Annotated in this window: 24 protein-coding genes and 1 pseudogene; 12 read left to right on the top strand and 13 right to left on the bottom strand. The window is 63.3% G+C overall.

Annotated elements, in window-relative coordinates; all coding sequences use genetic code 11:
- The first annotated feature begins 71 nt into the window (after positions 1-71).
- Positions 72-1,037 (top strand): polysaccharide deacetylase family protein, encoded by a 966-nt coding sequence (locus tag ALII_RS0104370; RefSeq protein ID WP_161632236.1) that lies wholly within the window; start codon positions 72-74, stop codon positions 1,035-1,037.
- Here ALII_RS0104370 and ALII_RS0104365 read toward each other — a convergent pair.
- The gene (locus ALII_RS0104365) at positions 1,032-1,259 is read right to left on the bottom strand and encodes a DUF2842 domain-containing protein (RefSeq protein WP_024586108.1); all 228 of its coding nucleotides are present in this window, start codon (positions 1,257-1,259) and stop codon (positions 1,032-1,034) included. The genes ALII_RS0104370 and ALII_RS0104365 overlap by 6 nt on opposite strands.
- 140 nt (positions 1,260-1,399) lie before the next feature.
- Between ALII_RS0104365 and ALII_RS0104360 the strand changes: the two genes are divergently transcribed.
- A complete protein-coding gene (locus tag ALII_RS0104360; protein ID WP_024586107.1) occupies positions 1,400-2,497 on the top strand; it encodes a COX15/CtaA family protein in 1,098 nt (365 codons plus the stop codon).
- A 6-nt stretch (positions 2,498-2,503) separates the two neighbouring features.
- On the opposite strand, the gene argC is transcribed toward ALII_RS0104360, so the two are convergent.
- The 7 genes from argC to ALII_RS0104325 all read right to left on the bottom strand — a co-directional run bounded on the left by argC (position 2,504) and on the right by ALII_RS0104325 (position 6,805).
- Entirely contained in the window at positions 2,504-3,445 is a 942-nt protein-coding gene (argC, locus tag ALII_RS0104355; protein WP_024586106.1) for an N-acetyl-gamma-glutamyl-phosphate reductase, read from the bottom strand.
- 73 nt (positions 3,446-3,518) lie between these two features.
- Positions 3,519-4,475: an agmatinase gene (speB, locus tag ALII_RS0104350; protein ID WP_024586105.1), complete on the bottom strand. Its 957-nt coding sequence runs from the start codon at positions 4,473-4,475 to the stop codon at positions 3,519-3,521.
- A 19-nt stretch (positions 4,476-4,494) separates the two neighbouring features.
- Positions 4,495-4,785, bottom strand: coding sequence for a type II toxin-antitoxin system RelE/ParE family toxin (locus ALII_RS0104345; RefSeq protein ID WP_244437294.1), 291 nt, complete (start codon positions 4,783-4,785; stop codon positions 4,495-4,497).
- Complete coding sequence (locus tag ALII_RS0104340; RefSeq protein ID WP_029660193.1) at positions 4,782-5,066, bottom strand: type II toxin-antitoxin system ParD family antitoxin; 285 nt, start codon at positions 5,064-5,066, stop codon at positions 4,782-4,784. Before ALII_RS0104340 ends, ALII_RS0104345 begins: the two co-directional genes overlap by 4 nt.
- A gap of 115 nt (positions 5,067-5,181) precedes the next feature.
- On the bottom strand, positions 5,182-5,658 hold the full coding sequence (rpsI, locus tag ALII_RS0104335) for a 30S ribosomal protein S9 (protein ID WP_024586102.1): 477 nt from the start codon (positions 5,656-5,658) through the stop codon (positions 5,182-5,184).
- Positions 5,651-6,124 carry a 50S ribosomal protein L13 gene (rplM, locus tag ALII_RS0104330; protein WP_024586101.1) on the bottom strand — a complete coding sequence of 158 codons (474 nt, stop codon included), beginning with the start codon at positions 6,122-6,124 and terminating at the stop codon, positions 5,651-5,653. Before rplM ends, rpsI begins: the two co-directional genes overlap by 8 nt.
- A 219-nt stretch (positions 6,125-6,343) precedes the next feature.
- Positions 6,344-6,805 carry a PaaI family thioesterase gene (locus ALII_RS0104325; protein ID WP_024586100.1) on the bottom strand — a complete coding sequence of 154 codons (462 nt, stop codon included), beginning with the start codon at positions 6,803-6,805 and terminating at the stop codon, positions 6,344-6,346.
- 156 nt (positions 6,806-6,961) lie between these two features.
- On the opposite strand from ALII_RS0104325, the gene ALII_RS0104320 reads away from it, so the two are divergent.
- The 5 genes from ALII_RS0104320 (at position 6,962) to ALII_RS0104300 (ending at position 10,449) form a co-directional block, all read left to right on the top strand.
- The gene (locus ALII_RS0104320; protein ID WP_024586099.1) at positions 6,962-7,747 is read left to right on the top strand and encodes an enoyl-CoA hydratase; all 786 of its coding nucleotides are present in this window, start codon (positions 6,962-6,964) and stop codon (positions 7,745-7,747) included.
- Positions 7,747-8,172 (top strand): VOC family protein, encoded by a 426-nt coding sequence (locus tag ALII_RS0104315; RefSeq protein ID WP_024586098.1) that lies wholly within the window; start codon positions 7,747-7,749, stop codon positions 8,170-8,172. The genes ALII_RS0104320 and ALII_RS0104315 overlap by 1 nt, the downstream gene beginning before the upstream one ends.
- On the top strand, positions 8,169-8,690 hold the full coding sequence (locus ALII_RS0104310; protein ID WP_024586097.1) for a CoA-binding protein: 522 nt from the start codon (positions 8,169-8,171) through the stop codon (positions 8,688-8,690). The genes ALII_RS0104315 and ALII_RS0104310 overlap by 4 nt, the downstream gene beginning before the upstream one ends.
- 106 nt (positions 8,691-8,796) lie before the next feature.
- Positions 8,797-10,080 carry an O-acetylhomoserine aminocarboxypropyltransferase gene (locus tag ALII_RS0104305; protein WP_024586096.1) on the top strand — a complete coding sequence of 428 codons (1,284 nt, stop codon included), beginning with the start codon at positions 8,797-8,799 and terminating at the stop codon, positions 10,078-10,080.
- 18 nt (positions 10,081-10,098) lie between these two features.
- On the top strand, positions 10,099-10,449 hold the full coding sequence (locus ALII_RS0104300; protein WP_024586095.1) for a cupin domain-containing protein: 351 nt from the start codon (positions 10,099-10,101) through the stop codon (positions 10,447-10,449).
- A gap of 146 nt (positions 10,450-10,595) precedes the next feature.
- Here ALII_RS0104300 and ALII_RS0104295 read toward each other — a convergent pair whose 3' ends face one another.
- Positions 10,596-11,840 carry a cytochrome P450 gene (locus ALII_RS0104295; protein ID WP_024586094.1) on the bottom strand — a complete coding sequence of 415 codons (1,245 nt, stop codon included), beginning with the start codon at positions 11,838-11,840 and terminating at the stop codon, positions 10,596-10,598.
- Between the two features lie 83 nt (positions 11,841-11,923).
- On the opposite strand from ALII_RS0104295, the gene ALII_RS0104290 reads away from it, so the two are divergent.
- From ALII_RS0104290 to hupB, 5 genes are all read left to right on the top strand, one after another.
- The gene (locus ALII_RS0104290; protein ID WP_024586093.1) at positions 11,924-13,039 is read left to right on the top strand and encodes an FAD-dependent oxidoreductase; all 1,116 of its coding nucleotides are present in this window, start codon (positions 11,924-11,926) and stop codon (positions 13,037-13,039) included.
- 114 nt (positions 13,040-13,153) lie between these two features.
- Positions 13,154-13,789: an ATP-dependent Clp protease proteolytic subunit gene (locus ALII_RS0104285; RefSeq protein ID WP_024586092.1), complete on the top strand. Its 636-nt coding sequence runs from the start codon at positions 13,154-13,156 to the stop codon at positions 13,787-13,789.
- 290 nt (positions 13,790-14,079) lie between these two features.
- Positions 14,080-15,354: an ATP-dependent Clp protease ATP-binding subunit ClpX gene (gene clpX / locus ALII_RS0104280; RefSeq protein WP_024586091.1), complete on the top strand. Its 1,275-nt coding sequence runs from the start codon at positions 14,080-14,082 to the stop codon at positions 15,352-15,354.
- Positions 15,355-15,598: 244 nt separating this feature from the next.
- A complete protein-coding gene (gene lon / locus ALII_RS0104275; RefSeq protein WP_024586090.1) occupies positions 15,599-18,007 on the top strand; it encodes an endopeptidase La in 2,409 nt (802 codons plus the stop codon).
- 200 nt (positions 18,008-18,207) lie between these two features.
- Positions 18,208-18,480, top strand: a complete 273-nt coding sequence (gene hupB, locus ALII_RS0104270) for a DNA-binding protein HupB (RefSeq protein ID WP_024586089.1) — start codon at positions 18,208-18,210, stop codon at positions 18,478-18,480.
- Between the two features lie 78 nt (positions 18,481-18,558).
- On the opposite strand, the pseudogene ALII_RS21810 reads toward hupB, so the two are convergent.
- The 4 genes and pseudogenes from ALII_RS21810 to ALII_RS0104250 all read right to left on the bottom strand — a co-directional run bounded on the left by ALII_RS21810 (position 18,559) and on the right by ALII_RS0104250 (position 21,177).
- Positions 18,559-18,732 (bottom strand): annotated as a pseudogene (locus tag ALII_RS21810) (Flp family type IVb pilin).
- 179 nt (positions 18,733-18,911) lie between these two features.
- Positions 18,912-19,361 (bottom strand): type II 3-dehydroquinate dehydratase, encoded by a 450-nt coding sequence (locus ALII_RS0104260; RefSeq protein WP_024586088.1) that lies wholly within the window; start codon positions 19,359-19,361, stop codon positions 18,912-18,914.
- A 5-nt stretch (positions 19,362-19,366) separates the two neighbouring features.
- A complete protein-coding gene (locus ALII_RS0104255; RefSeq protein ID WP_024586087.1) occupies positions 19,367-20,668 on the bottom strand; it encodes a TRAP transporter large permease in 1,302 nt (433 codons plus the stop codon).
- Positions 20,665-21,177 (bottom strand): TRAP transporter small permease subunit, encoded by a 513-nt coding sequence (locus ALII_RS0104250; protein ID WP_024586086.1) that lies wholly within the window; start codon positions 21,175-21,177, stop codon positions 20,665-20,667. The genes ALII_RS0104255 and ALII_RS0104250 overlap by 4 nt, the downstream gene beginning before the upstream one ends.
- Positions 21,178-21,224: the final 47 nt, after the last annotated feature.

Raw genomic sequence — 21,224 nt, 5'->3', positions numbered from 1 at the left:
AAATGACCGACAATCAGGAACGCCTTCGCAGATTCGTGCTGAACGCATCGCGATGGTCCGGAATCGCCCGAATGGCGCAGCCGCATCTGTCCGGACTGGGCGCGATCCTGATGCTTCACAGCGTGACCGCGACGCCCCGCAAGGGCCTGGGTCTGAACGATCATCTTTCGGTGACGCCCGACTTCCTCGATCGCGCGATCTCGGACATGAAGCGGAGCGGATTCGCGTTCGTCTCGCTCGACGAGATGGTCGAGCACCTCGATGCAGGTCACCGCGCCAAGGTCGCCGCGATCACGCTCGACGATGCCTATCTCGACAACTTAACCGAAGCGCTTCCGATCTTCGAGCAGCACGACGCGCCGTTCGCCATCTACGTCGCGCCCGGCCTCATCGACGGGTCGGTCCAGCCCTGGTGGGAGGTGGTGGAGCAACTGGCCCTGATGCGCGACGAGGTCGCGATGCCGTCCCCGCTTGACGATTCCGTCTGTGCGACGTCTTCGCCGGTCGAGAAACTGGCGACCGCCCGACATCTCTTGGGCCTATTGGCAACGCGGGTCTCCGAAACCGCGCGTCAGGCCGTTCTCGACGAAATGGGTGGCCGCGAGGTGTCGACGAGCCCGTTCATGACGTGGGACGATATCGCTGCCGTGACGCGTCACAGGCTCGGCAAGATCGGCGCACACACGATCCAGCACCACAATCTGGCGCGGCTCGACGAAGAACGCGCGCTCATCGAAATGCGCGGTTCGGCCGACGTGATCACTGAGAAAACCGGCATCCGGCCGCGCCATTTCGCCTATCCCTACGGGCATCAGCAGGCGGTTGGCGCGCGGGAGATCATGCTGGCGAAGGAGGCGGGGTTCGTTTCCGCGGTGACGACGCGGCACGGTACGCTTCACCCCGAACACCGCGACCATCTTCATGCGCTGCCGCGCATCTCGCTCAACGGGCGCTACCAGGATATCGGCCATCTGCGCACGATGCTGACCGGCATCACCACTTTCGCCAACTCCCGGCGGCGCGTGGTGACGCTATAGATTGCGTGCGAGGTCGCGCTTCGACGGCTTTGCCATCCATGAGACGATGAACATCGCCGGAATGACCCACAGGAATCCCGTCAGGAAGAAATAGGCAAGGTGGACCCAGACGCTGGACTCGGCGAGTTGCGCCACGGCGATGATCGTCGCCACGATCGCGTAGACGGCGACGAGCAGGACCAGAAGAACGGTTCCGATGAGCTTCTTGAGGCGAACGGGCATGGCTTTTCCTTCTGCGCCATCGTTTAGTCCAGACATGCAGCCAAGGCAAACGCGACGGCATGTCGCGCGGGGCAGGCGCTTGAATTGACGAGGCCGATGCGGCACTTCTCCGCCACGCCAACCACCCGAGGAACCACGCGATGGCCGCGTCGGCAGCAATCGACAGCCTTCCCTTCGACGCCCGCGCCCGCGAGGCACGCAACCGGCGCCTTGTCCGCATCTGGCTCTACCTCGTCCTCCTCGTTCTGTTCGCACTGTTCGTCGTCGGCGGCGCGACGCGGCTGACCGGTTCGGGCCTGTCGATCACCGAATGGAAGCCGATCCACGGCGTCATCCCGCCGATCGGCGAGGCGCAATGGCAGGAGGAACTGGAAAAGTATCGCCAGATTCCGCAATATCAGCAGATCAACAGGGGCATGAGCCTCGACGAGTTCAAGACGATCTTCTGGTGGGAATGGGCGCACCGCCTGCTTGCGCGCGGCGTCGGCTTCCTCGTCGCCGTCCCGCTCGCCTTCTTCTGGCTGACCGGGCGGTTGGAGCGGCACCTGAAGCCCAAGCTGCTCGGCCTGCTGGCGCTGGGCGGCCTGCAGGGCTTCATCGGTTGGTGGATGGTGGCCTCCGGGCTTTCCGAACGCGTCAGCGTCAGCCAGTACCGGCTCGCAACGCATCTGATGCTCGCCTGCCTGATCTTCACCGCGACGATGGTGATCGCGCGCGGCCTCGCGCCGCATTCGGCCGGCCCCGCGCCCGATCGCACCCGCAGCCAGGCAGGGTGGCTGCTGGTCCTCGTCCTGTTCCAGATTTATCTCGGCGCGCTCGTCGCCGGCCTTCATGCCGGCCTGACGTTCAACACCTGGCCGCTGATGGACGGCGCATTCTGGCCGGGTGGTTTGCTGGTCGCCGAGCCCGTCTGGCGCAATTTCTTCGAGAACCCGAAGACCGTGCAATTCGTCCACCGCTTGGGCGCCTACGTGTTGCTTGCGGCGGCGGTCTGGCACGTCTTCTCAGCTTGGCGCGGTTCACCTTCGACGACACATTCGCGTCGCGCGGTCGTGTTGCTGGCAATGATCATCGCGCAGGCGCTGATCGGGATCACGACGCTTGTGCTGGTCGTGCCGCTCGGCTGGGCGCTGGCGCACCACGCCTTCGCGATCGTCGTCCTTGGCTTCGCTGCCGCGCATTGGCGCGGCACGAAGGGGGCGTATCCGTCGCAGGCCGCGGCCGGATACGCTCGTTGACCGGCGTCAGGCGGCGCGCTTCGACAGCATGAGATCCATGTTCTGGACGGCGGCGCCCGATGCGCCCTTGCCCAGATTGTCGAGCACGGCGACGAGATTGACCTGACCCGCCGCGTCGTTCCCGAAGACGAACAGCTTCATCCGATTGGTGTCGTTAAGTTCGGTCGGGTCGATCCGCGCGAGCTTGGCGCTCGCCTCAAGCGGCACGACCTCGACCACGTCCTGACCTGCATAATGCGCGGCAAGTGCGGTGTGAACGTCACCCACGCTCGGCGCGCCGTTAAGGTTCGCCGTGTGCAGCGGCACCTGCACGATCATTCCCTGAGCGAACCGTCCGACGCTCGGTGAGAAGATCGGCCGGCGGTCGAGCAGCCCATGCTCCATCATTTCCGGCACGTGCTTGTGCGCGAGCGTGAGGCCGTAGAGAAAGTGCGGCGCGGCGATGTGGTCCGGCGCGTCCGCGTTCTCCATCTGCGCGATCATCTGCTTGCCACCACCCGTATAGCCGGAGATCGCATTGACGCTGACGGGATAGTCCGCCGGCAGGATGCCCGCCTTGACCAGTGGCCGAATGAGCCCGATCGCCCCGGTCGGATAGCAGCCCGGATTGGCGACCAGCCGGGCGGTGGCGATCTTCTCGGCCTGGTCCTCGTCGAGTTCGGCAAAGCCATAGGCCCAGTCGGGATGGATGCGGTGCGCCGTAGACGTGTCGATGATGCGGGTGGAATTCGTGCCTTCGAGCATCGACACGGCTTGCTTCGCTGCATCGTCGGGCAGGCAGAGGATCGCGACGTCGGCCGTCTTCAGCATCTCCTCGCGCAGACTATCGTTGCGCCGCTCGGCCTCCGGGATCGACAGCATGTCGAGGTCGTCGCGGCCCGAAAGCCGCGTGCGGATCTGGAGGCCGGTCGTGCCGTGTTCGCCGTCGATGAAGATTTTCGGTTTCATGCTCGTCACTTCGAATTCTTTTTGAAACAATCGCTTGGGCCGGTTTCCGGATTCGATCCGTCAGCCGCTTGATTCACTTTGCCAGCCGCGATCGTCGCTCCGCCAGAAGCCCGATATAGTGCATCGCGACGGACGCGCCCGCAATCGCCGTGATGTCGGCATGGTCATAGGCCGGCGCGACCTCGACGATGTCGGCTCCGACGATGTCGAGCGAGCCGAGCTTGCGCAGCACCGCCAGCATCTTGGCGGAAGAGGGGCCGCCGGCGACCGGTGTACCGGTTCCCGGTGCGTAGGCCGGGTCGAGGCAGTCGATGTCGAAGGTGACGTAGGCCTTGGCGTCGCCGACACGCGCCTTGATCGCGGCGACGATCTCGTCGGCCCGCATCTCCTCGACGTCGTAGCCATAGAGCATCTGGATGCCGCAATCGTCCGGCGCGTGGGTGCGGATGCCGACCTGGATCGAGCGCGACGCGTCGATCACGCCGTCGCGCACCGCGCGGCCGACGAAGGAGCCATGGTCGATCCGCTTGCCGTCGTCGAACCAGGTGTCCTGATGCGCGTCGAACTGGATCATGGCGAGCGGGCCGTATTTCGCGGCGTGCGCCTTGAGGATGGGCCAGGTCACGAAATGGTCGCCGCCCATCGAGACGACGAAGGCGCCCGATTTGACCAATGTGGCAGCTTCGCGCTCGATCGTCGCCGGCGTTTCCTGATGATTGCCGTAGTCGAGCAGGCAGTCGCCATAGTCGATGACGGCAAGATCCTCGAAAAGATCGGCATCGAACGGATATTGCGGATCGTTGTCGAAGATCGCCGAAGCGCGCCGGATCGCCTGCGGCCCGAACCGTGCACCCGGCCTGTTGGAGACAGCGGCATCGAACGGAATGCCCCAGACGACCACATCCGCGCCCTCGAGCGACTTAGTGTACCTACGCCGCATGAACGACAGCGCACCCGCATGCGTCGGATCGCTCGCCGCTCCGGTGAGCTGACGCGCGCTAAATGCATTGTCGATCGTCTTTGCGGGCATTGGTCGCTCCGAAGATTGCTTACAAGAGTGCGTCGTAGTCGCGGGCTCCATGGAGCACGTGAAGGATTTCCACAGCTTCCTCAGTGCAGCGATAGAAGATGAGGTAGTTGCCGCAGAGCCGCCGCCTGATCCCGGCTTCCTCATATCCGTCAACGACCGGGAAGGCCAAGGGGTTCAAAACGAGACTGCTGCACCTGTCGTAGAGTTCGCTCAGAAGGCGATCCGACGCTTGGGGACTATCGATGGCCACGTGACGGACGATGTCTGCCAAATCCTCCCACGCAGCATCGGTGATGACGACCGACATCATGCGCGGTTGGAACGTTCCGCGGCCAATTTTGCCTTCAACTGTGCAAACGCTTCGTCGACGGGACGCGCTCTGCCTGCTTCTGCGTCGCTCAAGCCCCTAGCAATAGCCTCGTTCAGGGCACGGCGGCGCTCGTCGCGCTGGCGTTCTTGCATGTAGCGCTCCCGCACGAGCGCGCGAACATATTCGCTATTGGATGCGAACGAGCCTTTTCGGGTCTGCTCGCGAACGAATTGCTCAAGATCGTCGGTCAGCGTCAGCGTCATTTGCCCGGAGGATTTCATGACATGCCTCATTGGATATGTGACAGTGATTTACAGTGTAGTGGGGTTCCGCCGATCTCCAAACGAAAAAAGCGGACCCGAAGGCCCGCTTTTCGAAGTTCCGAATGCGAAACGCTTAGCGCTTCGAGAACTGGAACGAACGACGGGCCTTGGCCTTGCCGTACTTCTTGCGCTCGACGGTACGCGAATCGCGGGTCAGGAAGCCGCCCTTCTTGAGCACGGCGCGAAGGCCCGGCTCGTAGTAGGTCAGCGCCTTGGAGATGCCGTGGCGAACGGCACCGGCCTGGCCCGAGAGGCCGCCGCCGGCGACGGTGGCGATGACGTCGTACTGGCCGTTGCGGTCAGCGGCGACGATCGGCTGCTGGAGCACCATCTGCAGGACCGGACGCGCGAAATAGGCGCCGAATTCCTTGTTGTTGACGATGATCTTGCCCGAGCCCGGCTTGACCCAGACGCGCGCGATGGCGTCCTTGCGCTTGCCGGTGGCATAGGCGCGGCCCTGCTTGTCAAGCTTCTGGACGTGAACCGGAGCAGCCTGCTCCGACGCGCCGGTCGCCTGGCCGAGGTCCTGGAGGGAGTTGAGTTCAGCCATTGGTCTGGAGCCTCGTGTTCTTCTTGTTCAGGCCGGCGACGTCGAGCGTCTCGGGCGTCTGGGCGGTGTGCGGGTGTTCGGAGCCGGCATAGACGCGCAGATTCTTCATCTGGCGACGGCCGAGCGGGCCGCGCGGGATCATGCGCTCGACAGCCTTCTCGATGACGCGCTCGGGAAAGCGGCCTTCGAGAATCTGGCGCGCAGTGCGCTCCTTGATGCCGCCCGGGTGACCGGTGTGCCAGTAGTACACCTTGTCGGTGAACTTCTTGCCGGTGAACACGGCCTTGTCGGCATTGATGATGATGACGTTGTCGCCATCATCGACATGCGGCGTGAAAGTGGGCTTGTGCTTGCCGCGCAGACGGTTGGCGACGATGGAGGCCAGACGGCCGACGACGAGGTGCTCGGCGTCGATCACGACCCACTTCTTCACCACGTCCGCAGGCTTCTGCGAAAAGGTCTTCATGGTTTCGATCTTTCTTGTCGAACCTTCGCGAAGGAAGGCATTTCTTGTTGCTTGTGTTGGCGCCTTGCGGACCAACAAAAAACGGCCTCCGGAAATGGAGGCGCGTTCGGACCGGCTTATACGGCCGGCCTTCCGCGTCGTCAAGCGACCGAAAGTGGATGTTGCGGAAAAATATTGAATAAAATCAGCGCTGTAAGAATACGGTATTATTTTACCGCATCATTTCTCCCGCTTCGGCGGGATCGAATAGGTCCCCGTCGCGTGCGCGACGACATGCCGGTCGGGTCCGCTGACCATTTCGATGTCGAACACCATCAGGCTGCGGCCAAGCTTCAGGATGCGGCAATGCCCGTCGATCGGGCCTGCCTCGGCCTTGCGCATGAAGTTGATGTTGAGGTTGGTGGTGACGGAAAGCGCGTCCGGCCCGGCATGCGAAAGGACGCACACATAGCCGCCGATGTCGGCGAGCGTGAAGAGGGAAGGGCCTGAAACGGTATTGCCGGGGCGCAGGTGCCGATGGTCGGCGTCGAGGCGCACGGTGCAGCCGCCCGGAAAGACTTCTGTCGCGGAATAGGCGGCGAAATCCTCGTTGAGCTGCGGGTAGACCTCCCTGAGCAACGAATTGACCTCGTCCGCAGTCATCACCGGCGTCGGAACGCTCGATGGCTTCGATCCGTGCATGCCTGTCCTCCCATCCTCGTCGCGCCAAGGAACATGCAACCACAAGCAAACGCAAGAGTGTTGCAGGGGCATGAAACGCGTCTTCTTTGATGCTAAGGATCGGCAAAGACGCCACGGAGACTGCGAATGAATGTGACTGCTCTCGCCTCGGTACGGATGGAGCCGGCGCGTGCCGAACGCGACGGCCCGGTGTTGCGGATCGTGCTCGATTCGCCGCCGGCGAATGCGCTGTCGATGGAGATGATCGCGACGCTGCGCCGTCATCTGGCCACGGCGGGGGACGACGCCTCCGTGCGGGTCGTCGTCATCGCGGCCGAGGGAAAGGTCTTTTCCGCCGGGCACGACCTGAAGGAGATCACCGCGCACCGTGCCGACGCCGACCGCGGCCGCGCCTGGTTCGAGGAGCTGATGACGGCCTGCGGCGCGCTGATGCAGGAGATCGTGCGCCATCCCAAGCCCGTCATCGCCGCCGTGGCCGGCGTCGCGTCCGCCGCCGGCTGCCAGATCGTCGCAAGCTGCGACCTTGCCATCGCCACGACCGAGGCGACCTTCGCCACGCCCGGCGTCAATATCGGCCTCTTCTGCTCGACGCCCATGGTCGCTCTGTCGCGCAACATCTCGCACAAGCACGCGATGGAGATGCTGCTGACGGGCGAGATGATCGAGGCGACGGCTGCGCGCGAATTCGGCCTGGTCAATCGCGTCGTCCCGCCCGAATATCTGGACCAGATCGTCGGCAAATACGCCCAGACCATCGCCTCGAAATCCGCCATGACGCTGAAGATCGGCAAGGAGGCCTTCTACGCGCAGGCCGAGATGGGCTTGTCCGACGCCTACGAATATGCCGGCCGGGTGATGGTGGAGAACATGCTTGCGCGCGACGCCGCCGAAGGCATCGGCGCGTTCGTGGAAAAGCGCAAGCCGGAATGGACCGACGAATGATGGAGCCCCGCATCTCCATCGTCACGCTCGGCGTCGACGACCTCGACCGCGCGGTCGGCTTCTACGAGCAGATGGGCCTCAAGGCGGGCATGAAGGTGCCGGGCGACGTCGCCTTCTTCCAGATGGGCGGAACGCTGCTGGCGTTGTGGCCGCGCGAAAAGCTCGCGGCGGATGCCGGCGTCGAAGACAGCCGTCCGGGCTTTTCCGGCGCCGCTCTCGCCTATAACACGCGGTCCGACGCCGAAGTCTCTGAAGTCCTGTCGGCGGCGGAGAAGGCCGGCGGGCGCATCGTCAAACCCGCGCAACGCGCTTTCTGGGGCGGCTGGTACGGCTATTTCGCCGATACCGAAGGCCATTTGTGGGAAGTCGCGCACAATCCCGATTTTCCGATCGATGCAGAAGGGCGCATATCGCTACCCGAATGAACCACGATTCCTACGACAACTCCTACATCTCCGACATCCTGAACAAGGTGAAGAGCGTCGCCATCGTCGGTGCGTCGGCGAATGACGTGCGCCCGTCCTTCTTCGTCGCGAAATACCTGATCGACAAAGGCTACGCCGTCTTCCCGGTCAATCCGGGCCATGCCGGCAGGGAAATCCTCGGCCGCATGACCTATGCGAAGCTCGCCGACATTCCCGAGCCGATCGACATGGTCGACATCTTCCGCGCCTCGAACGCCGTGCCGAGCATTGTCGAGGAGGTGCTGGCGCTCGACCCGCTGCCGAAGATCGTCTGGATGCAGCTTGGCGTGCGCGACGACGTTGCGGCCAAGCGGATGGAAACCGCGGGCATCGAGGTCGTCATGAACCGCTGCCCCAAGATCGAATATGCCAGGCTCGCGGGCGAGATCGGCTGGAACGGCGTCAACAGCGGCGTCATCTCGTCGAAAAAGCCGATCATGCGCTCCGGCTTCCAGAGCTTCGGCATAAGGCAGAAATAGTTGCCACCGGACTGCCTCGGCGCGCAACATTCGTCTTTGCTTTTGGCCCGGCGCTTTGCGATGACTGTGCCGGCCTTGAAAATTGCATTCATCTGGAGGACGAACGATGGCGCAGCGCGCACCCGGCTTCAACACCTTGGCAGTCCATGCGGGCGCGCAGCCCGATCCGGCGACCGGCGCCCGCGCGACGCCGATCTACCAGACGACGTCCTTCGTCTTCGACGACGCCGACCATGCCGCCTCGCTCTTCGGGCTCAAGGCGTTCGGCAACATCTACACCCGCATCATGAACCCGACGCAGGCCGTGCTCGAGGAACGCCTTGCCGCGCTCGAAGGCGGCACGGCGGCGCTGGCGACGGCGTCCGGCCACGCCGCGCAGCTCCTGATCTTCCACACCATCATGCGCCCCGGCGACAATTTCGTCGCCGCGCGCCGGCTCTATGGCGGCTCGATCAACCAGTTCGGCCACGCCTTCAAGAATTTCGGCTGGGAGGTGCGCTGGGGCGACACTAACGATTTGTCGACCTTCGAGAACCAGATCGACGACAAGACGCGCGGCATCTTCATCGAGAGCCTCGCCAATCCCGGCGGCACCTTCGTTGACATCGCTGCTATCGCAGAAATCGCGCATAAACACGGCCTTCCGCTCATCGTCGACAACACCATGGCCTCGCCCTACCTCCTGCGCCCGATCGAGCATGGCGCGGACATCGTCGTCCACTCGTTGACCAAGTTCATCGGCGGCCACGGTAATTCGATGGGCGGCGTCATCGTCGATGGTGGCACGTTCGACTGGTCGAAATCGGGCAACTATCCGATGTTGTCCGAGCCGCGTCCCGAATATGGCGGCATCGTCCTGCACGAGACCTTCGGCAACTTCGCCTTCGCCATTGCCTGCCGCGTGCTCGGCCTGCGCGATTTCGGCCCCTCCATCTCGCCGTTCAATGCCTTCATGATCCTGACCGGCCTCGAGACCCTTCCGCTTCGCATGCAGCGCCACTGCGACAACGCGCTGAAGGTCGCCGAATGGCTGAAGACGCATGAGAAAGTGGAGTGGGTGTCCTATCCGGGCCTCGCCGACGACCCGAACAATGCGCTGCAGAAGAAATATTCGCCGCAGGGCGCCGGCGCCGTGTTCACCTTCGGCCTGAAAGGCGGCTACGAGGCGGGCGTCAAGGTCGTCGAAGGCGTCGAGCTCTTCTCGCATCTGGCCAATATCGGCGACACCAAGTCGCTGATCATCCACCCGGCCTCGACGACGCACCGCCAATTGTCGGACGAGCAGCAGACGGCCGCCGGCGCTGGCCCTGACGTCATCCGCCTGTCGGTCGGCATCGAGGACGTCGCCGACATCATCGCCGACCTGGAACAGGCGCTGGCGAAGGCCTGATCATCGCGGGAGGACGCCATGTATGTCAGCCATATAGTCGGTCTGGGCATTTCCGGAGTGGACCCGGAGGCGGGCCAACCCGCCGAAGGCCGCGTGATCGAAGGCAACCCGCAGTTCCGAACCTGGAACGTCGAGGAGGCCGGCAACGGCCTCTTCGCCGGCGTCTGGGAATCCACACCCGGCAAATGGCGCATCGAATATGACGAATGGGAATACTGCCGCATCCTCTCCGGCGTCTCCGTCATCACCGAAGACGGCGGCGCCGCCCGCACGGTGAAAGCCGGCGACAGCTTCGTGCTCCGCCCCGGCTTCAAGGGAAGCTGGGAAGTCGTCGAGACGACGCGCAAGGAGTATGTGGTGCGGGTTTAGCGTCGCGATCCTTCGCGCCCCCCTCTGTCCTGCCGGACATCTTCCCCGCGAGGGGGGAGATCACGCGGTGTCGATGACGAGAGTAATCTCCCCACCTGCGGGGGAGATGTCCGGCAGGACAGAGGGGGGCAACGTAGAGCGCGGCCTCACCACTTAACGACCAACCGCTCCAATCCATGAAAATGATAGGTGTCGCGATAGCGCGGCTCCTCGGCCAGCCTTAGCCCAGGCAGCCTCTCGAACAGCACCCTCAGCGACGCCTGCATTTCCAGCCGCGCGAGCGGAGCGCCGATGCAGAAGTGGATGCCGGCGCCGAACGACACGTTCTTCTGGTCCGTACGTCCCGGGCGAAAAACAAGGGGATCGGCGAAGGCGCTCGCATCCGTGTTCGCCGCGCCCAGCATCAGCCAGATGCGCTCGCCGGCCTTGACGAAGACGTCCGGCGCGATCTCGCAATCCGTTGCGGCGAAGCGGTTGAACATGTGGAGCGGCGCGTCGAAGCGCAGGCATTCCTCCACGGTCGCCGCGGTCGCATCGGCGTCGGTGAAGAACCGGCGCGGATCATCGCCCTGTTTCAGGATCGCGCGGACAGCGTTGCCGGTCTGGTGGACCGTCGCCTCGTGCCCGGCATTGAGAAGCAGGATGGCAGAGGCAACGAGCTCGTCTTCGGTCAGCTTTTCGCCGTTCTCCTGCGCGGAATTCAGGAGGCTCAGGAGGTCGTCACCCGGCGCCGCGCGCTTCTTGCGTGCATGCTCGCGGATGAAGGCGGAAAACTCCGCCGTTGCGCGATTGGCGTCGGCCTCGATCTCGCGGGTCAGGCCGTGCATGTACATCGCGACCATGCGGTGCGACCAATCGAGAAGCTGCGGCCCGGCTTCCACCGGAACGCCCAGCATTTCGCAGATGACGACGATCGGCACCGGCGTCGCGAAGGCGGGGATGAGATCGACGGACCCTTTCGTCTCGAAACCGTCGATCAGTTCATGCGCCAGTTGCTCGACGCGCGGGCGCAGCCGCTCCACCTGCCGCGAAACGAAGGCGCGGTTGACGAGCGTGCGCAGACGCGTGTGGACAGGCGGTTCCAGTTCCAGCATCGAGCGCGCCTCGACGGCGTCGAAATCGGCCAGATGCGAGCGATCGCCCGAGCGCGAGACGTAATCGACATAGCCGCCGGGCTTCTCGCGTCCGAAATTGCGGTCCCGCAGAATGCGGTTGACGCCTTCATAGGAGGCGACACACCAGGCGCCGAACTCTTCCCAATGGAAGACCGGCGTCCGCGCCTGCAGCCAGGCATAGGTCGGATACGGGTCCTGGAAAAAGGCGGCATCGTGCGGGTCGAGGCGGAGCCGGAGCGTGGCGGGATCAAACTGGAAGGTCGCGGGCTGGGTCATGCGTGTGCGTCTAGCGCGACTTGTCTGCCCGGTTCCAGTCCTTATGGTAGGCCAGCGGACAGGGTACGAGGGATACAGGGACGATGAAGATCATCGTGGTCGGCGCCGGCATTTCGGGCCTTTCGACGGCATGGGCGCTGACGAAGCGCGGGCATGAGGTAACGCTCATCGAGCAGGGGCCGATCCCAAATCCGCTCGCCGCCTCCGGTGATCACCACCGCATCATCCGCCGCGCCTATGGCGCGCATCTGGGCTATGCGGCGCAGATCGACGAGGCGTTCTCGGCCTGGGACGAACTCTGGCAGGACCTCGGGCAGCGCCACTACGACCATCGCGGCTGCCTTTGCCTCTCCTATGCGAAAGGCGACGCCGCGGACGTGCATCGCGAGGGCCTGGCCGCCGGCGGCCATCCATTCGAGATCATCGAGGCCGGCGAAGCCGTCTCTCGCTGGCCGTTCATCGAGGGCAGGCGCCTTCGCTACGCGCTTAATTCGGAAGAAGGCGGCGCGCTCCATTGCCGCCGCATCGCCAACGGCATCGCCGAATGGCTGCGCGCCAACGGAGCCGATGTGCGCGAGCACACGAAGGTCGTCGGCGTCGATGTCGACGGCGCGACGGTGACTCTGGCGAACGGCACGGTGCTCGCCGCCGACAACCTCGTTGTAACGGCAGGCGGCTGGGTGCTCGGCCTCTTCCCAGACCTTGCCGTCGACCTCCAGCCCTACCGCACCGCCGTCGCCTATCTCGAACCGCCGGTCGATCTGCGCGAAGCCTGGGCTGCGGCGCCGACGCTGCTCGACGTCGGCGCGGACGACGAAGGCTATATCATCCCGCCCTCCGGCGATGGCGGGCTGAAATTCGGCACCGGACTGCATCGGCAGGTAACGGTCGACGCCGACGACAATCGCGAACTGGCGCCGGACGAGGGCGGCCAGATCGTCAGCCATTTCGTACCGTCCATCGCCCGGCTCGACGAGTACCGCATCGCGTCGACGTCGAGCTGCGTCTACACCTTCACCCATGACGAGACCTTCTACAGCGCCCATATCGGCCACGCGCTCGTCGTCTCGGCCTGTTCGGGCCACGGCTACAAGTTCGGCGCCGCCGTCGGCCGGCGCGTCGCGGATGCCATCGAGACCGGCGATCTGGCGACGTTGCGTCACTGGATGCGCGCCGATCAGGCCGTCGAATCGGCGTGACAGGACACCTGTCCCCCGCTCTTGCGCAGGCCGAACCGGCCATCCTATTTAAGGGTCAGCAGCGACCATTCAGATTCGGTCCGACCGGGCCGACCATCCCTTGAAGGAAGAGACATGAGAGATCCCGTCGATACCTATATGAGCCTCGTGCCGATGGTGGTCGAGCAGACCAATCGCGGCGAGCGCGCCTACGACATCTTCTCGCGCCTCCTGAAGGAACGGATCATCTTCATCACCGGTCCGGTCGAGGACGGGATGGCGACGCTCGTCTGCGCGCAGCTTCTCTTCCTCGAGGCCGAGAACCCGAAGAAGGAAATCTCGCTCTACATCAACTCGCCCGGCGGCGTGGTGACGTCCGGCATGGCGATTTACGATACGATGCAGTTCATCAAGCCGGCTGTCTCGACGCTGTGCATCGGCCAGGCGGCCTCGATGGGCTCGCTCCTGCTTTGCGCCGGTCACAAGGACATGCGCTTTGCCACGCCGAACGCGCGCATCATGGTGCACCAGCCCTCGGGCGGATTCTCCGGCCAGGCGTCGGACATCGAACGCCACGCGCAGGACATCATCAAGCTGAAGCGCCGTTTGAACGAGGTCTATGTCAAGCACACCGGCCAGGATTACGAGACGATCGAAAAGACGCTCGACCGCGATCACTTCATGACGTCGGACGAGGCGAAGGCCTGGGGCCTGATCGACCGCGTCATCTCCGAGCGCGAGGCCGTCGAGACCGACAAGCCGGCCGCGTGATGGCCGGGGAACGGCCGATGACGCGGTTTTGACGCGCAACGCGGCAATTCCGTCACAATCGGCTGTTCCCTGAAGGTCGTTGCGCTCCTAGGTTAAGCTATGTTCAACGATAGCAGGCTTAGCTTTTTGCTGGGGATTTGCACGGAGGACACCGATTCGCGTTTTGCATCTCGGGGCGAATTGGGTTCACTGATGCGACATTCTTGGCAGGGCGGTTCGCCCGCCTTAGAATTCAGGTTCGGCGCCGTGTTGGGGCGGTGCCGACGAGCGGTGCCGAAAGGACGTACCAAATGAGCAAGATCAGCAACAGCGGTGGCGATTCCAAGAATACGCTCTACTGCTCGTTTTGCGGCAAGAGCCAGCACGAGGTGCGCAAGCTGATCGCAGGCCCGACGGTCTTCATCTGCGACGAATGCGTCGAATTGTGCATGGACATCATCCGCGAGGAAAACAAATCCTCGATGGTGAAGTCGCGCGAAGGCGTTCCGACGCCGCAGGAAATCCTGAAGGTTCTGGACGACTACGTCATCGGCCAGCCGCACGCCAAGCGCGTCCTGTCGGTCGCCGTCCACAATCACTACAAGCGTCTCGCCCACGCCTCGAAGTCGAACGACGTCGAGCTGGCGAAATCCAACATCCTCCTGATCGGCCCGACCGGCTGCGGCAAGACGCTGCTTGCCCAGACGCTCGCCCGCATCATCGACGTGCCCTTCACCATGGCCGACGCGACGACGCTGACCGAAGCCGGCTATGTCGGCGAGGACGTCGAGAACATCATCTTGAAGCTGCTCCAGTCGGCCGACTACAATGTCGAGCGGGCGCAGCGCGGTATCGTCTATATCGACGAGATCGACAAGATTTCGCGCAAGTCCGACAACCCGTCGATCACGCGCGACGTCTCGGGCGAGGGCGTCCAGCAGGCGCTGCTGAAGATCATGGAAGGCACCGTCGCTTCCGTTCCCCCGCAGGGCGGCCGCAAGCATCCCCAGCAGGAATTCCTGCAGGTCGACACCGCCAACATCCTCTTCATCTGCGGCGGCGCCTTTGCCGGTCTCGACCGCATCATCTCCGACCGCGGCCGCAAGACCTCGATCGGCTTCGGCGCCAATGTCGCCTCGCCGGAAGACCGCCGCACCGGCGATCTCTTCCGTCAGGTCGAGCCCGAGGATCTGTTGAAGTTCGGCCTCATTCCCGAGTTCGTCGGCCGTCTGCCCGTCCTGGCGACGCTCGAGGACCTGGACGAACCGGCGCTGATCCAGATCCTGACCGAGCCCAAGAACGCGCTCGTCAAGCAGTACCAGCGCCTGTTCGAGATGGAGAACGTGGAACTGACCTTCCACGAGACCGCGCTTTCGGCGATCGCCAAAAAGGCGATCGAGCGCAAGACCGGTGCGCGCGGCCTGCGTTCCATCATGGAAGCGATTCTGCTCGACACCATGTTCGAACTGCCTGCGCTCGAAGGCGTGCAGGAAGTCGTCATCTCCGACGACGTGGTGCAGGGTTCGGCTCGTCCGCTCTACATCTACTCCGAGCGCGAGCACGAAAAAGGCTCGGCCAGCGCCTGATCGCGATCCGGGCGCGGGCTTGTCCCGCGCCCGCCATGCGTCTTAGGCATGGCGACGTTGCGGCAGCCTGCGTCTTGATCTCCCATCATTGCGACGCCACCTAAGTGCTATTCGGGCGCCAGGTCTTCCGTGCTGCTCAATTCATGTCCTCTCCATCAGGACAATAGGCGGAAGGCCTTGACGCCGCTAATATGAGATTCGCGGCTGGCTGCTTCATGGCGGTCGCGGACAGAAAGGTTGGAACATGACCAAGCTCTCCAGCGCCCCCGACCAGACGACCTACGCGGTCCTGCCGCTGCGCGACATCGTGGTCTTCCCGCACATGATCGTGCCGCTGTTCGTCGGTCGCGAAAAGTCGATCCGCGCGCTCGAGGAAGTCATGGGTTCGGACAAGCAGATCCTGCTTGCCACCCAAAAGAATGCGGCCGACGACGATCCGCAGGCCGACGGCATCTACGAGATCGGCACTGTCGCAAGCGTCCTGCAATTGCTGAAACTGCCCGACGGCACCGTCAAGGTGTTGGTCGAAGGTTCCTCGCGCGCCCGCATCACCGCGTTCATGGAACGCGAGGAATACCACGAGGCCGCTGCCGAACTGATGGCCGAGCCCGAGGATGAGGAAGTCGAGATCGAGGCGCTTGCGCGTTCTGTCGTCTCGGACTTCGAAAACTACGTCAAGCTCAACAAGAAGATTTCGCCCGAAGTCGTCGGCGCCGCGAGCCAGATCGAGGATTATTCGAAGCTCGCCGACACGATCGCTTCGCACCTGGCGATCAAGATTCCCGAAAAGCAGGAAATGCTCGCGACGCTCTCCGTGCGCGAGCGGCTTGAAAAGGCCATGGGCTTCATGGAAGCCGAGATTTCCGTGCTTCAGGTGGAAAAGCGCATCCGCTCGCGCGTCAAGCGCCAGATGGAGAAGACGCAGCGCGAGTACTACCTCAACGAGCAGATGAAGGCGATCCAAAAGGAGCTCGGCGAGGGCGAGGACGGCCGCGACGAGGCGGCCGAACTGGAAGACCGCATCAAGAAGACCAAGCTGACCAAGGAAGCCCGCGAAAAGGCGGATGCGGAGCTGAAGAAGCTGCGCACCATGTCGCCGATGTCCGCCGAGGCGACCGTCGTGCGCAACTATCTCGACTGGCTGCTGTCGATCCCGTGGGGCAAGCCCTCCAAGGTCAAGAAGGACCTCGAATTCGCGCAGGAAGTGCTCGACACCGATCACTTCGGCCTCGACAAGGTCAAGGAACGCATCGTCGAATATCTGGCCGTCCAGAGCCGTCAGAAGAAGCTCAAGGGTCCGATCCTGTGCCTCGTCGGTCCTCCCGGCGTCGGCAAGACCTCGCTCGGCAAGTCGATCGCCAAGGCGACCGGTCGCGAGTTCATCCGCATGGCGCTTGGCGGCGTGCGTGACGAAGCCGAGATCCGCGGCCACCGCCGCACCTATATCGGCTCGATGCCCGGCAAGGTCATCCAGTCGATGAAGAAGGCGAAGAAGTCCAACCCGCTCTTCCTGCTCGACGAGATCGACAAGATGGGCATGGATTTCCGCGGCGATCCGTCTTCGGCGTTGCTCGAAGTTCTCGATCCGGAGCAGAACTCGTCCTTCATGGATCACTATCTCGAGGTCGAATACGACCTGTCGAGCGTGATGTTCGTGACGACTGCGAATACGCTGAACATCCCGCCGGCCCTGATGGACCGTATGGAGATCATCCGTATCGCCGGTTATACCGAGGACGAGAAGGTCGAGATCGCCCGTCGGCACCTGTTGCCCAAGGCCATACGTGACCATGCGCTCAACAAGGGCGAGTTCTCGGTCACGGACGAGGCGCTGCGCGAGACGATCCGCACCTATACGCGGGAAGCTGGCGTCAGAAACCTCGAGCGCGAGCTGATGAAGCTCGCCCGCAAGGCGGTGACGGAAATCCTGCGCACCAAGGTCAAGTCGGTCGAGGTGACCGCCGAGAATCTCGATAGTTATCTCGGCGTACCGCGCTTCCGCTTCGGTCAGGTCGACGGCGAGGATCAGGTCGGTGTCGTCACGGGCCTCGCCTGGACGGAAGTCGGCGGCGAATTGCTGACGATCGAAGGCGTCATGATGCCCGGCAAGGGCAAGATGACTGTGACCGGCAATCTGAAGGACGTCATGAAGGAGTCGATCTCGGCTGCTGCGTCCTATGTCCGCTCGCGTGCGATCGATTTCGGCATCGAGCCGCCGCTCTTCGACAAGCGCGACATCCACGTCCACGTGCCGGAAGGCGCGACGCCGAAGGACGGTCCGTCCGCCGGCATCGCGATGGTCACGGCGATCGTCTCGGTGCTGACGGGCATTCCGGTCCGCAAGGACATCGCCATGACCGGCGAGGTCACGCTGCGTGGCCGCGTCCTGCCGATCGGTGGCCTCAAGGAAAAGCTCCTCGCTGCCCTTCGCGGCGGCATCAAGAAGGTGCTGATCCCCGAGGAGAATGCGAAGGACCTGGCCGACATTCCGGAGAACGTGAAGAACGCTCTGGAGATCGTCCCGGTCAGCCGCGTCGGCGAGGTGTTGAGCCACGCGCTGGTGCGCCAGCCCGAGCCGATCGAGTGGACGGAACCGGCGACTTCCGCCCCCGTGACGGCCGACGATTCGGCCTCGGCGAGCTTTGCTCACTGACACGGTTGCAACAAAGCGTCTGATAATTGCGAAAGCCGGGCCCAGTGCCCGGCTTTTTGATTGAAAAACCGCAGAAAAGCTGGGATTTTGCGCGCCCAAGGCCAGCTTTTCGCTTGGTTGCAGACGATGGTGTGCCTACACTCCGCCCGCTGCCGGCAGAACCCAGTTTTCCGGCCTTTCAACCGAAAGGAAGTTTTTCAATGAACAAGAACGAGCTTATCGCCGCGGTTGCCGAAGAAGCGAGCCTTTCCAAGGCCGACGCGCAGTCCGCAGTCGACGCGGTGTTCTCCGCTATCTCCGGCGAACTGAAGAAGGGCGGCGACGTGCGCCTGGTCGGCTTCGGCAATTTCTCGGTTTCGCGCCGTGAAGCCTCGACCGGCCGCAACCCGCAGACGGGCGCCGAAGTGCAGATTCCTGCCCGCAACGTGCCGAAGTTCTCGGCCGGCAAGGGCCTCAAGGACGCCGTGAACTAAGTTCACGATCTTATGGCTGAAACGAAAAAGAGCCGGCGAAAGCCGGCTCTTTTTTGTGTCGACATACGTCGGAACGGATCAGTTCGCGCCGTCGATCTCGGTCGAAATCGTCGTGAAGGTCGCGTCGATCGACGTGCCGACCATGCGTGCGCCGCCGATGATGACCACACCGATGAATGCTGCGATCAGGCCGTATTCGATGGCGGTTGCGCCGGATTCGTCGTTCTAGAAACGCTTCAGAAGGTTCTTCATGGTAAGTGGGCTCCTTGTCCCCGCTTTGTGACAGGGCCAAATCTACAGAAGCCATATTGCGATCTGTTTAATCGGGAAAGTTAACCAACTGCTACGTTCTTCGTAGTTAAAGTCGTGTGAAATTTAAAACCTGAACTAATTCAGTCCAGTCGCTCGGTGAGACCCCGCGGACGACCGGATCAACGCCGCTTCGCGTCGGCAACGAGGTCCAGCATGGCCCGCATTGCGGCGCCGTAGCCCTTCGGTCCGAGCCCGGCGATGACGGCGGTGGCGACCTTCGACACCAGCGAGTTGTGGTAGATGTCCTCGCGCCGATGGATGTTGGAGATATGCAACTCGATGATCGGGCGCGGGAACATCTTCAGGGCATCGAGGATCGCGATCGAGGTGAAGGTGAAGGCGGCCGGGTTGATGATGATGCCGGCGCCTGGACGATCGATCGCCTCGTGCACCCAGTCGACGATCTCGTATTCGCGGTTCGACTGACGGAACTCGACCGGAACGTCGCCCGCCGCCGTCCTGCAAAGCGCCTCGACCTCGACGAGCGTCGTCGAGCCGTAGATTTCCGGCTCGCGCGTGCCGAGCCGGTTGAGGTTGGGGCCGTTGAGAACGTAGATCGGTGCGGTCATCGAAACTAGCCTTGGTAGCCGAACATGCGCGGCAGGAAGAGGACGAAATCGGGGAAGAAGGTGATGATCGCCAGCGCGCCCAGCATTGCGTAGAGAAAGGGCATGATCTCGCCGACGAGCGCGCGCAGCGACACCTGGCCGATATTCGTCATGATGAACAGCAGCAGCCCGTAGGGTGGCGTGATCAGGCCGAGCATGATGTTGACGACCGCGACGATGCCGAAATGGACCATGTCGACGCCGAGCGCCTGTGCAGTGGGGATCAGCACCGGGATGACGATCAGAAGGATCGTCGTTCCCTCGAGAAGGCACCCCAGCACCAGCAGCAGCAGGTTGACGACGATGAGGAACGTCGTCGGCGACATATCGAAGGCCTGCAGATAGGCCGAAAGCGCGCGCGGGATGTTCTCGACGGTCACCACATAGTTGAACACCAGCGCGCCCGCGATCAGCATGCCGATGGAGGCGGTCGTCCGCGCGGCCGATAGAAGCGACTGGTAACTGCCCGCAAGCGTCGTCGTGCGATAGAGCAGCGTCGAGATGAGGAACGCGTAGGCGGCGGCGATGGCGGCAGCTTCGGTGGGCGTCGTCACGCCCGAATAGATGCCGCCCAGCAGGACGACGGGCATCAGCAGCGCGGGCAGGGCGCGAAGGGTGATTCCCGGGATCTCGCGCGCCGGCACCGGCGGCTCGACGGGAAAGTGGCGCCGGCGGGCGGACCAGGCGACGATGCCCATCATCATGACGCCCATCAGCAGCCCCGGCAGCATGCCTGCGAGAAACAGGTAGCCGATCGAGGCGTCGGAGACGAGCGCATAGATGACGATCGGGATCGACGGCGGGATGATCGGCCCGATGACCGCCGTCGCCGCGGTCAGCGCGGCGGCGAAGCTGGCGGGATATTTGTTCCCGTCGGTCATCATCTTCTGCATCATCTTGCCCGTGCCGGCGGCATCGGCGATGGCGGAGCCGGACATTCCCGCGAAGATGATCGACTGGACGACGTTGACCTGCGCCAGCCCGCCGCGAAACCGGCCCACGAGCGCATTGCAAAAGCGCAGCAGCCGCTCGGTCATCGAACCGGAGTTCATGATCTCGGCCGACAGGATGAACAGGGGAACGGCCAGCAGGATGTAGCTCGTATACATGCCGTTCAGGAGCTGTTCGGCCGCCGTGCCCATGTCGAGCCCGGCGGCGTAAAGGTAGAGGATCGATCCGGCGATCATCGAGTGACCGATGGGCAGGCCGAGCAGGCTCAACGTGACGATCGCCGCGATGCACAGCGTAAAGGGATCGGTAAAGCTCATACGCCCGAACTCGCCTTGGTGGGATCGAACTCCTTCGGCGCCCGGCCGAACAGGGCCTTCCACAAGATGAAGCCATAACGGCCGATCGCGGCCACGGCGAAGATCACATAGATGGAAAACAGGAAGTCGAACCGGATTTTCATATACGCGGTCGATTGCACCTTCATGAAGGTGACGTAGTCCCAGACCGCTGGCAGCGACAGAAGATAGAGGCCGAGAAGCGCCAGCGCGCTCAGGATGGCCATGATGCGCCGCGCCTTGGGCCCGACACCGCCATAGACCAGGTCGAACCGGATTTCCTCTTCCTCGCGGACCACGAAGGCCGCGCCCCAAAGCACCAGCCACAGCCACATGACGACGGTCAGTTCCGACGTCCAGCCGATCGGCAGGTTGAGGAGATAGCGGAAGATGATCTGCGCGAGGAAGGAGAGAAACATCACCGCAAGCATCAAGGCCAGGATGTTCTCGGCGCGCCTGTAGAGCCATTGCCCGATGCGCATCAGACGCATGTCGACCTCCCTCAGGGTGCGGCGGCGATACGTTGAAAAATGCGGCC

This window comes from Aliihoeflea sp. 2WW, assembly GCF_000497755.1.
In the GTDB taxonomy this organism is placed as follows: domain Bacteria; phylum Pseudomonadota; class Alphaproteobacteria; order Rhizobiales; family Rhizobiaceae; genus Aliihoeflea.
Note: the sequence above shows the minus strand (reverse complement) of the source record. Positions and strands in the feature narration are given on the sequence as shown.